Genomic DNA, 11,205 nt, shown 5'->3' on the forward strand with positions numbered 1-11,205 from the left:
AGTTTGTTACAAGAACAACTAAAAGAACACGCCATCCAAAGAGATAGATGGCATACAATACTATTGGAATAAGGGCATAAAGCACCCTATTCATCATTTGCTGCTTAAGAAATTCAATCTTCATGCAGAACGTGAATATCTGCTATGACTAATCTTTTTTAAATGGGTTGAAAATAAAGAAGATGACGATGAAGATCAGTCCTGCGAAAATAAAGAAGTGATGTTTTTTGATAAAATCTGCTGGAGTCGACTGTTTGATTTTTTTGATCATCTCATCAAACTCATGGTCTCCGATCTTAAGATCATCTTGGGATATTTCTTCTTTAAATTCCTTTTTTACTTTCTCTACTGGTTTTTCTGAGAGGTTCTCCTCTTTCATTTCGCGTAAATATTGGATCTTATACTTAGAAAGTGTTTTTCTGTCTTCTTTTGGAAAGGCATCCCGCAATGCGGCATTTGAGCCATATCCCTCTTTTTTTAATTCCTCCGGGTGTGCTTCAAACCAAGCAAATACGTCTTCACGTAAGCTCATGTGTGTCCTCCCGTGGACTATCTAATAGTGAACGTACAGGTCACCGTTACTCGAATTGATTTCTTTCTTGTTGAGGTCTGGTACATTCCGTAGTCGGATACCTCTGTTGAGTATGGTTCTGTTATTTGAAATACACCTGTGCGTGCCGAGGTTATCTCTTTGACTTTACTTCCTGTTGATTGAGCTATTTCGTTAGCTCTTTCGATTGCATTCTGTGTTGCAGCTCCGAGCAGTTTCATTTTTATGTCAGGTAGATCGGTTGAGAAATATTCCATGTTTGAATATTCAAAAGCAAGTCCTTGTTGGATAAAAGGAGCAGGATTAATCGCAAGATTTTCAATCGCATCAAGATCTTTTGATATGATAAATATGTTCTGTTCGAGGATGTCGCCTTCAATTTTGCCATATTGACCATACATTTTCCGAACTGAAATCGGTTGGATATTGAATTCTTCAGTTTGGATGTTCAGAGTATTCCATGTAGTTTTGAATCCTTCGAGTTTTTTGTTCATGTTCTGATATCCGGTAGTAATATTACCGGTAGGAACAGTTTCAGAAAACGTAAAACTCCATTTTACAATATTAGCTTCAAAATCATGAGTCGAGTATCCTACTACTCGAATTGTCTGATCAGCTTGTCGTGCTCCATAAAAAAATATCCCGAATATGAGTGCAGCGAGAATCAATCCAAAACTGAGTATCCATGCTGACTTATGATTCATAGGTCGCTCCAACTACTTCTTTTTTCTTTTGAATAGATTCTTAATGCCAGATACGACGATCATGAAGATGAGGACTTTAAGTGCATTTTTGATAACACTTGTCTTATCGATGATCTCAACATATTCAGCTTCACCATCCTTGATCTTGATATAGCCGACAGGTTTGACATCAATGGTAAGACCCAGTCCGCCACCTTTACCGGTTGGTGTACCAGATTCATCGGCTTTAGTCTCTTCAACATCAAACTTGCCTTTCATTGCCATTGAACCGAAGCCGCCACCGCCACCGCCTTTCATGGTGAATGAGCCGACAGGAATGATAGACATGTCTTCAACTTTCATAATGTCGCCAAATATCGACCTTGTGTTTGCTGATTTTTCGAGATTTTCCTTAATCTCCTGGATAAGTTCTTTTACTTCCATTATACCCCCTGAGTTTTATTTGGTTGCGAATTTATTTATGAATAATTAACTCGTCAACTTATTTTATTTCTTATGTGCGAAAGGAGACCACCCTCATTTATAATATCCTGCATTTGTTCGGGCAGTGGAGGAAAAGAGAACTCTTTGTCGCCTACTTTAATCTTTCCAAGTTTTTCATCCACCTCGACATTGCTGTCTTTCGAATATGATTCCACTGCTTCAGGACATTCAATGAGCAACAATCCCTGGTTTGTCGCACTACGGTAAAATATCCTTGAAAAAGATTTGGCGACAATTGCCTTAATCCTAAATGCTTTAAGTCCAACAGAGGGCTGTTCTCTTGATGAACCACATCCAAAATTCTTACCAACAATTATAATATCACCTTTCTGGACTTTCTTCGAAAATTCTGAATCCAGATCCTCAAATAGGTGTTCTTTAATAAACTCAACGTCAGAGGACTCATACGTGTATTTCCCCGGGAACATTAGATCTGTATTGATATTATCCTGATTGTAGAAAAATACAGCCATGTTACACTCCTATGATAATTTAGGGCGTCCTATGCAATAGTAGGAAAATCCCAATTCTTCCATTTGAACTGGTTCATATTGATTACGACCGTCAAATATAACTTTTTCTTTAAGAAGGTTACTAATTTTGTCGAAATCCGGCATACGGAACTGTCTCCATTCAGTTATAAGAAGTAATGCATGTGCATTCTTCAAGGCTGAATATTGATCTTCGAAGTATGTAATATTTGGATTATCACCAAAAATACGCTTTGACTCTTTCATTGCCTCTGGATCATATGCCTGGATTTTGGCCCCTTTTTTAATAAGTTCTTTGATAATAACACGTGATGGAGCCTCTCGCATATCATCAGTCATAGGTTTGAAAGAAAGTCCCCATATACTAAAAACCTTATCTGATAAATCATTACCAAAATTTTGAACAATTTTCTTAACCAACACCAACTTTTGTTCATCATTTACTTCTTCAACCGCTTCGAGAATTCGTGCTGTCGAATTATGCTTATGGGCAATTTTAATGAGAGCTTTCACATCTTTTGGAAAACATGAACCGCCATATCCAGCACCAGGATAGATAAAACTATAACCAATCCTATGATCAGAACCAATTCCTGTTCTTACATCTTCCACATCTGCATCAACCTGTTCGCAGAGACGGGAGATTTCATTCATAAAAGATATTTTCGTAGCGAGCATTGCATTAGCCGCATATTTTGTCATTTCCGCAGAACGAATACCCATGAAAATTATTCTATCATGCTGAAACGTAAAAGCAGTATATACTTCATGCATTATTTTTTTTGCACGCTCGCTGTTAGTGCCTATGACAACTCTGTCCGGTTTCATGAAATCATCTATCGCAACCCCTTCTTTTAAGAATTCGGGATTTGAGACTACATCGAATTCATGAGATGCATTTCTGCTCTGTAATACTTCAGAGATTGTTGCTTGAACAAGGTCTGCAGTGCCGATCGGAACTGTTGATTTATCAACAACAACCTTGTAACCATTCATATAATTTCCAATATCTTTTGCAACTGCCAGAACATACTGCAAATCAGCAGAACCGTCCTCATCAGGAGGAGTTCCCACAGCAATAAAAATTACCTGTGCATCTTCTGTTGCTTTTTTGATATTGGTAGTAAAAAATAGCCTTTCATCCTCAACATTGCTCTGAACGAGTTCTTTAAGACCTTTTTCAAAAATGGGCATTTCACCATGATTCAACATTTCGATCTTTTCAACATTGTTATCAACACATGTTACCTCATGTCCCACATCAGAAAGACATGCACCTGTTACGAGTCCAACATACCCAGAGCCAACGATAGAAATTTTCATTCTAATTTCTCCTTATCAATTTTCCTATTAAAATCCTTCAGGATTATTTGATTGCCATCTCCATGAATCAGCACACATATCGAGGATACCCTTTTCTGCAATCCATCCCAATTCTTTTTTTGCACGTGTAGGATCTGCAAAGCAAACTGCAATATCACCGGGACGCCGTTCAACGATTTTGTAAGGAATATCCTTGCCAGAAGCATTCTCAAATGCTCTGACAATTTCCAGAACACTATATCCTCTACCAGTACCAAGGTTGTAAATTGTTAAACCGGATTTTTGTTTTATCTTTTTGAGTGCTTTGATATGACCTATTGCAAGATCGACGACATGTATATAATCTCTCACTCCTGTTCCATCATCTGTCGGATAATCATCTCCAAAGACTGCAAGTTCCTGTAATTTCCCGACTGCAACTTGTGAGATAAAGGGAAGAAGGTTATTAGGAATTCCGCTGGGATCTTCACCGATTTTACCGCTATCATGAGCACCAACAGGATTAAAATAACGAAGCAGGACAATATTCCACGAATTGTCTGATGCATATATATCTTTCAATATCCATTCGATGATTAGCTTAGTCCTTCCATATGGATTTGCCGGGTGGAGGGGAAAATCCTCTTTGATTGGAACGGTATGAGGATCGCCATATACGGTTGCAGATGAACTGAAAACAATGTTTTTAACATTATATTCTCTCATAACTTCAAAGAGTGACACTGAACCATTTACATTATTATGATAATACATAAGCGGCTTTTCGACAGACTCCCCTACTGCTTTCAATCCGGCAAAATGGATCACAACATCAAAATCGTGCTGAGAAAAAATCTCTCTCAATCCTTCCTTATCGAGAATATCTATCTTATAAAAAATAAGATCTTTACCTGTAATCTCTTTTACACGATCCAGAGCTTCCATTTTGCTATTCGACAGATTGTCAATTACAACGATCTCATGACCTGCATTCAGAAGTTCAACGCACGTGTGGCTACCTATATATCCTGCTCCTCCAGTAACTAAAACTTTCATGCTCTCCACCTTTTATTTGAATGAATAATCGAAGTTATCCATAACAGTTACAATTCTTTCGGCAGTATGTCCATCCCACAATGGTGGAATACTTCCTCTCTTTACATTTCCGGCTAATATTTCTTTCGCGTGCTTTATAATCTCATCTGTTTCCAACGGAATAAGCTGGTTCGTACCCAGTTCTATTGTGATAGGTCGCTCAGTATTCTCGCGCAATGTTAGACAGGGGACACCAAATACGGTCGTTTCTTCCTGAATACCGCCAGAATCAGTGAGTACAAGCTGTGCATATTTTTCTAATTTCAAGAAATCAAGATATCCAATAGGATCGATGAGTCTCAAATTTGGAATAGCATTTACTTGTTCCAGTAATCCAAAAATTTCAAGCTGTTTTCGGGATCGCGGATGCATAGGAAACACAAGCGGGATTTCTTGTTCAATAACAGAAAACGCATCGAGGATCTTTTTAAAATTCTCTTTATCGTCAACATTGCTGGGTCTATGAAGCGTTATCAATCCGTATGCATGTTTCTTAAGATCTAACTCTTGCATTATTGATGACTCTTCAGCTATGGACTCGTACTTCTTCAAAGAATCGATCATTGCATTCCCAACAAAAAATATTTTTTCTTTAGATATACCTTCGCGAATAAGATTCTCATCTCCATCTCGTGAAGGTGTCAGAAGCATGCTTGATATACAATCTGTTTCGATACGATTTATCTCTTCCGGCATTTTTCGATCAAACGACCGGAGTCCAGCTTCGAGATGTGCAACAGGGATATGCAGCTTAACAGCATCGATGGCACAAGCAACAGTGGAATTAACATCACCTGCAACGAGGACAAGATCAGGTCTCTCGAGCATAAGGAATTGCTCGAAAGCGATCATGATCTTGGCTGTTTGGACTCCATGTGTTCCTGATCCAACACCTAAATATACATCGGGTTTTGGAAATCCAAGTTGTTCAAAAAATATTTGTGAAAGGTTTTGATCGTAATGCTGTCCGGTATGAATAAGCAGCGGTGTATATCGTGAGTGTTTTTTTAGTTCAAAGTAAACGGGACCCACCTTCATGAAGTTTGGACGAGCCCCGACAACTAAGGCAATTTTCACAATAATTTAATATCGTTTTTTATTAGGACTAAAATCGCGACGTCTTGGTCTGTTATTTCGCTCAATAATCGCATCGTCGATGTCCTTCATACTTAACTGAACTTTCCCGTCTTTATCTATTCCTATGACCTTAACTTTTACTTTATCACCAAAACCGATCACATCAGCTACATTTTCAGTACGCTTGTTTTCCAGATTTGAAATATGAACAAGCCCTTCCTGACGCGGTAGAAATTCTACAAAAGCACCAAAGTCCCGAACACTTTTCACGACACCTTCATAGATTTTGCCGATTTCAGGTTCTTCGACGATAGCTTCGATCTTTTCTCGAGCTTTCTGAATAGAATCTCTGTCTGGTGATGCGATCCGAACTGTGCCGTCATCTTCAATATCTATTGCAACCCCAGTTTCTTCGATGATAGCTTTGATTATTTTTCCCTGAGGTCCAATGATCTCACCAATCCTGTCAGGTTTAACTCTAATAACTTCGATATGAGGTGCGATAGGAGAAATCTCAGAACGAGGTTCAGGTATCGTATTTTTGATTTTATCGAGTATGAAGAAACGTGCGTTGATAGCTTTTTCAAGAGCTACAGCCATGATGTCACGAGTGATACCTTCAACTTTGATATCCATCTGGAGAGCAGTTATTCCCTGATCAGTTCCTGCGACCTTGAAATCCATATCTCCATAATGATCTTCCATTCCCATAATGTCGGTAAGAATAACAAACTTATCACCCTCAAGAATCAGTCCATTCGCTACGCCTGCAACAGGTCTGCTTATCGGCACACCTGCAGCCATCAAAGATAATGTTCCGCTACACACTGTTGCCATTGAAGATGACCCATTTGATTCAAGGATTTCGGAAACGATTCTTATCGTATAAGGGAACTTCTCTTCATCTGTAGGAATCACAGGTAATAGAGATCGTTCTGCGAGATTTCCATGACCGAGTTCTCTTCTGCCCGGACCTCGCATAAAGCCGGTTTCTCCAACACTGAAGGGCGGGAAGTTGTAGTGAAGATAGAATTTCTTCTTATATTCTTCATCCAACTCATCGATCACTTTCTCATCTGAACTGGTACCAAGTGTAACCACACCAAGTGACTGAGTCTCTCCACGAGTGAAGAGTGCGGAACCATGAGTAAATGGAAGGATATCGATTTCGCAGGTAATATCGCGAATATCGTCAAGACCTCGACCATCGACACGTTTATCGGTTTCAGTGATTTTCCTTCTCATCAACTTCTTAACAGTATCGTCAAATGCCTGAAGAATCTGACCTTTTTTCTCGATAAATTCTTCTTCAGGAAGCGATTCTTCAAAATGAGCAATCAGCTCTTGTTTAATCGTATCGAGTGCTGTATTTCTTTCGAGTTTTTCAGCAATATTCAAAGCTTCTTCGATCTTCTTTGATACTTCATTATGAACATCCTGAATGAGTTTTTCATCGATTATATCAAGTTCGAACTCAGCTTTTGGTTTTGAAGCTTTTGCAATGAATTCTTTTTCAAAAGCAATCAGTTCTCGGATGCTCTCATGTGCCTTATCCAATGCTTCGAGCATCTGTGCTTCACTGATCTCATATGCACCGGCTTCGACCATCATAATTGCATTTTCTTTTCCTGCAACAGCTAAATCCAATCTCGAATTTTCATACTGTTCTTCAGTAGGATTTATGATAAATTCATCACCTACAAAACCAACATTAACGCCTGCAATTGGTCCGTGAAACGGGATATCCGAAATACTCAAAGCAACCGAAGCGCCGATCATTCCCAGCATTTCAGGCGAATTTTTCTTGTCATACGAAAGAACTGTCACAACGATGTGTACTTCATTTCTAAATCCATCCGGGAAAAGTGGTCTTAGGGGTCTATCTATCAAACGTGCAGCAAGTGTTGCAGTTGTTGACGGCTTTGCTTCTCTTTTGAAGAAACCGCCAGGAATTTTACCTGCTGCATACATTTTTTCGATGAAATCAACCATGAGAGGGAAAAAATCGATCCCCTCTCGTCTTGTTTTGGAAGCTGTGGCAGTAACAAGAACGACCGTACCTCCATACTGCACCAGCACTGACCCGTTTGCTTGTTTGGCCATTCTGCCGGTCTCAAGAGTCAGCGTTCTTCCAGCAAACTCTGTTTCCATTCTTATCAAGTTACTATCCATGTAGCTCCTGTCTGAACAAAGGGTTCATACTCTGCTCAATCTGCCCTTATTTTCTTATGTTAAGAGCTTTAATTAACTTTCTGTAGCGAGTAATATCTTTGTTTTTAATATAATCCAAAAGTCGTCGTCTTTGTCCAACGAGCATGAGAAGTCCTCGTCGTGTATGATGATCTTTCTTATGGACTTTCAGATGTTCGGTAATACCCGCAATTCGCTGAGTGAGGAGTGCAATCTGTACTTCAGGAGATCCTGTATCAGATTCATGTAAACCAAACTCTTTGATTATGGTAGTTTTCGCGTCTTTTTCCAAAGCCACTCGTCCTCCTACATATCTATTTCACAAAATTATCCAGCACTTCTGTCAGTGTGGGTTGTCCAATTTCCTGCAATTCATACGACACACGTACGGCAGGTTTATCAATTTTTACTACTCTACGAAGATCAATGGGAGTTCCAATTACCACAACATCACAATCAACTGCATTTATTGTTTTTTCAAGATCCTTGATCTGCTGTTCTCCATAACCCATTGCTGGAAGGAGCACACCAATCTCAGGATATTTATTAAATGTTTCTTCAATCGTTCCGACTGCCCATGGGCGTGGATCAACAAATTCACCTGCACCGCAACGCTCTGCTGCGACGACACCTGCACCGTATTTCATCTCTCCATGAGTAAGTGTGGGTCCATCTTCGACAACAAGTACACGGGCACCTTCGATCAATTCGGGATTATCAACAAAAACTGGTGATGCACCATCAATGATGACTGCATTGTGGTTAACTGATCTTATGTTATCGCGAACTTCAAGTACGTCTTCCGGATTTGCAGAATCAATCTTATTGATCACAACAACATCAGCAAGACGAAGATTTGTCTCACCTGGATAATAATAAAGCTCATGACCTGGTCTGTGGGGATCTGCAACAACGATGTTCAGCATATTGTCTGATTTGTAAAAGGAAGTATCATTATTCCCGCCATCCCATACGATGACGTCAGCTTCTTTCTCTGCTTCTTCAAGGATTGCACCGTAATCAACACCGGCATAAATAATACTACCCATATCGATGTGCGGTTCGTACTCCTCCATCTCTTCGATCGTGCATTCATGCTTTTTGAGATCTTCGATCGCAGCAAATCTCTGCACTTTTTGCTTTACAAGATCACCATATGGCATTGGATGACGGATCGAAGCAACCTTCAAACCTTTATCTTTCAGGTAGCGCACAACTGCACGGGTGGTCTGGCTTTTTCCGCAACCGGTTCTTACAGCACATATGGTAATAAGAGGTTTCGTTGTTTTGATCATTGTTTCAGTTGCACTCAAAAGTACAAAGTCAGCACCTGCAGCATTTACCATCGAAGCTTTATGCATAAGATATTCGTAATTTACATCACTATAGGCAAATACAACCATCTCAATATTATGTTCTTTGATAAGATCGATCAGTTCGGATTCGGCAACGATCGGGATACCATTTGGGTACAATTCTCCTGCCAATTCCTTTGGGTATTTTCTTCCTTCAATATCTGGAATTTGCGTTGCAGTAAAGGCAACAATTTCATAATCAGGATTATCACGATAGATCACATTGAAATTATGAAAATCTCTACCAGCAGCGCCCATGATAATGACTTTTCGCTTCATGTTCTTTATCCTTTCAAGATTCATTTTTTGATGACATAACTTTTGGGGTAGAATAATGTGTCAAGTTTCATGACCCTACCCTTGTTATGCGCTTTTTCTGATGAATCACAAAGCTGGTCAATAAAAATTGATTGTATTATTTCTGTAAAGAAACACTCCTAATAAGTTATGACTGTTTGTCCCGGAAAAAGCACCATCTCAAATAAAAATACAACAAGTGAAATCAGCACGCTTGCAATTGCAGAGGAAAGGCAGCCCTTTGTTTGAACATTCCTGAAAAATGCACCTGCAATAATAATCATCAAACCATTAATAAAGATGAGGAAAATGCCAAATGTGAGTGCTATTAGGGGTAGTGATATGAATAAAAAAATCGGTCGAATGAGTACATTCACGATACCGAGTACAAAGGCAAAAAGAAGTGCAGTGCCAAAGTTCTTGATCTCGATCAAGTGAGTAAGACGGCTGACGATTAAAACCGCAACAGAATAAATAACAAGTCTTATAATATAATCCATATTACTCTGACCTTTCTTTTATGTATAGATCACGGATTTCTTCCATTGTATATTCATTATTTTGGGGTGCAAGTTGTTCTGACTGCTTGATCCGCGCCATGATCTCTTCGAGCTCTTTCTGTCTGTCTTCCTGGGTTTGTTCCTCTTCCGGTGGTGTAATGTCGATCTCCTTCTTGTCAGATGTGAGCATGCCAGTAGCTATGATCGCAATCGAGATAATATCTTTTAGATCTTTATCAAATACGAGCCCATGAATGATATTTGTATTCTCATTTGTCTTTTCATAAATGATCTTTGTCACTTCCTCATACTCTTTGGTCACAAAATCAAAACCGACAGTGATATTCACAAGAATTGCTTTGGTTTCTTCAAGGGAAATGTCCTGAATAAGCGGATTTTCCAGTGCCTGGTGTGTAGCTTTTGCAGCTCTTCCCTCTCCGCTTGCAGATCCGAATCCGATAAGTGCATATCCCATCTCAGACAGCACAGTCTTCACGTCTGCAAGATCGACGTTCATATATCCCTCTTTATTGATGATCTCGGTAAAGGTTTTCGCCGCATTATAAAGTACGAAATTGGATTTCTCAAATGCCTGGTAGAGTTCAATATTATCGAATGTTTGTAGTAGTTTATCATTATCTATGATGATGAGAGAGTTGACATATTCCTTGAGTTCTGCAATGCCTTTATCTGCGTTTTCTTTCCTGTATTTTCCTTCAAAACTGAATGGGTAGGTCACGATTGCAATTGTGAGAACATCCATTTCTTTGGCAATCTTCGCAAAGATCGGTGATGCACCTGTTCCTGTTCCTCCCCCCATACCGGCAGTGAGGAAAACGACATCTGAATGTGTAAGCGCTTTTTTAATGTCTTCTTTGCTTTCTTCAGCACACATAGCTCCGACTTCGGGTTTTCCACCGGCACCGAAACCTTTAACCAGATTCCTACCTATCTGAATCTTATCTTCAGCAGCAGAAACATTCAGAACCTGCTGATCGGTGTTGACAGCAACATATTCCACACCACCAAGATTGTTCGTGATCATTGTATTGACAGCATTGTTTCCGGCTCCGCCAATGCCAATAATCTTGATCTTGGATATTTTGTTCGATGAATGATTAAATTTTAGCATATCTTCTCCCTATCGACTTTCTCAGGGAT

General features: G+C 39.4%; 12 protein-coding genes. All 12 read right to left on the minus strand.

Annotated features, from left to right (window positions below):
• Positions 1 to 148 precede the first annotated feature (148 nt).
• Positions 149 to 532: a hypothetical protein gene (locus JW794_02815; GenBank protein MBN2017055.1), complete on the minus strand. Its 384-nt coding sequence runs from the start codon at positions 530 to 532 to the stop codon at positions 149 to 151.
• A 17-nt stretch (positions 533 to 549) separates the two neighbouring features.
• Positions 550 to 1,254: an SIMPL domain-containing protein gene (locus tag JW794_02820; protein MBN2017056.1), complete on the minus strand. Its 705-nt coding sequence runs from the start codon at positions 1,252 to 1,254 to the stop codon at positions 550 to 552.
• A gap of 12 nt (positions 1,255 to 1,266) precedes the next feature.
• Complete coding sequence (locus tag JW794_02825; GenBank protein ID MBN2017057.1) at positions 1,267 to 1,677, minus strand: hypothetical protein; 411 nt, start codon at positions 1,675 to 1,677, stop codon at positions 1,267 to 1,269.
• A 53-nt stretch (positions 1,678 to 1,730) separates the two neighbouring features.
• The gene (locus tag JW794_02830; GenBank protein ID MBN2017058.1) at positions 1,731 to 2,210 is read right to left on the minus strand and encodes a 3-isopropylmalate dehydratase; all 480 of its coding nucleotides are present in this window, start codon (positions 2,208 to 2,210) and stop codon (positions 1,731 to 1,733) included.
• A gap of 9 nt (positions 2,211 to 2,219) precedes the next feature.
• Positions 2,220 to 3,551 carry a UDP-glucose/GDP-mannose dehydrogenase family protein gene (locus JW794_02835; protein MBN2017059.1) on the minus strand — a complete coding sequence of 444 codons (1,332 nt, stop codon included), beginning with the start codon at positions 3,549 to 3,551 and terminating at the stop codon, positions 2,220 to 2,222.
• 27 nt (positions 3,552 to 3,578) lie between these two features.
• Positions 3,579 to 4,586, minus strand: a complete 1,008-nt coding sequence (gene galE, locus JW794_02840; protein MBN2017060.1) for a UDP-glucose 4-epimerase GalE — start codon at positions 4,584 to 4,586, stop codon at positions 3,579 to 3,581.
• Positions 4,587 to 4,598: 12 nt separating this feature from the next.
• Positions 4,599 to 5,705: a UDP-N-acetylglucosamine 2-epimerase (non-hydrolyzing) gene (wecB, locus tag JW794_02845; GenBank protein ID MBN2017061.1), complete on the minus strand. Its 1,107-nt coding sequence runs from the start codon at positions 5,703 to 5,705 to the stop codon at positions 4,599 to 4,601.
• A gap of 3 nt (positions 5,706 to 5,708) precedes the next feature.
• Entirely contained in the window at positions 5,709 to 7,874 is a 2,166-nt protein-coding gene (pnp, locus tag JW794_02850) for a polyribonucleotide nucleotidyltransferase (protein ID MBN2017062.1), read from the minus strand.
• Positions 7,875 to 7,920: 46 nt separating this feature from the next.
• Positions 7,921 to 8,190, minus strand: a complete 270-nt coding sequence (gene rpsO, locus JW794_02855) for a 30S ribosomal protein S15 (protein MBN2017063.1) — start codon at positions 8,188 to 8,190, stop codon at positions 7,921 to 7,923.
• 16 nt (positions 8,191 to 8,206) lie between these two features.
• Positions 8,207 to 9,526: a GTPase gene (locus JW794_02860; protein MBN2017064.1), complete on the minus strand. Its 1,320-nt coding sequence runs from the start codon at positions 9,524 to 9,526 to the stop codon at positions 8,207 to 8,209.
• Between the two features lie 158 nt (positions 9,527 to 9,684).
• Entirely contained in the window at positions 9,685 to 10,044 is a 360-nt protein-coding gene (locus JW794_02865) for a phage holin family protein (GenBank protein ID MBN2017065.1), read from the minus strand.
• 1 nt (position 10,045) lies between these two features.
• A complete protein-coding gene (gene ftsZ / locus JW794_02870) occupies positions 10,046 to 11,176 on the minus strand; it encodes a cell division protein FtsZ (GenBank protein ID MBN2017066.1) in 1,131 nt (376 codons plus the stop codon).
• Positions 11,177 to 11,205: the final 29 nt, after the last annotated feature.

This window comes from Candidatus Cloacimonadota bacterium, assembly GCA_016932035.1.
GTDB lineage: Bacteria > Cloacimonadota > Cloacimonadia > JGIOTU-2 > JGIOTU-2 > Celaenobacter.

Coding starts and splice junctions, on each gene's coding strand:
- JW794_02815 (MBN2017055.1), bottom strand. CDS start 532: ATGAGCTTACGTGAAGACGTATTTGCTTGGTTTGAAGCACACCCGGAG.
- JW794_02820 (MBN2017056.1), bottom strand. CDS start 1,254: ATGAATCATAAGTCAGCATGGATACTCAGTTTTGGATTGATTCTCGCT.
- JW794_02825 (MBN2017057.1), bottom strand. CDS start 1,677: ATGGAAGTAAAAGAACTTATCCAGGAGATTAAGGAAAATCTCGAAAAA.
- JW794_02830 (MBN2017058.1), bottom strand. CDS start 2,210: ATGGCTGTATTTTTCTACAATCAGGATAATATCAATACAGATCTAATG.
- JW794_02835 (MBN2017059.1), bottom strand. CDS start 3,551: ATGAAAATTTCTATCGTTGGCTCTGGGTATGTTGGACTCGTAACAGGT.
- galE (MBN2017060.1), bottom strand. CDS start 4,586: ATGAAAGTTTTAGTTACTGGAGGAGCAGGATATATAGGTAGCCACACG.
- pnp (MBN2017062.1), bottom strand. CDS start 7,874: ATGGATAGTAACTTGATAAGAATGGAAACAGAGTTTGCTGGAAGAACG.
- JW794_02860 (MBN2017064.1), bottom strand. CDS start 9,526: ATGAAGCGAAAAGTCATTATCATGGGCGCTGCTGGTAGAGATTTTCAT.
- JW794_02865 (MBN2017065.1), bottom strand. CDS start 10,044: ATGGATTATATTATAAGACTTGTTATTTATTCTGTTGCGGTTTTAATC.
- ftsZ (MBN2017066.1), bottom strand. CDS start 11,176: ATGCTAAAATTTAATCATTCATCGAACAAAATATCCAAGATCAAGATT.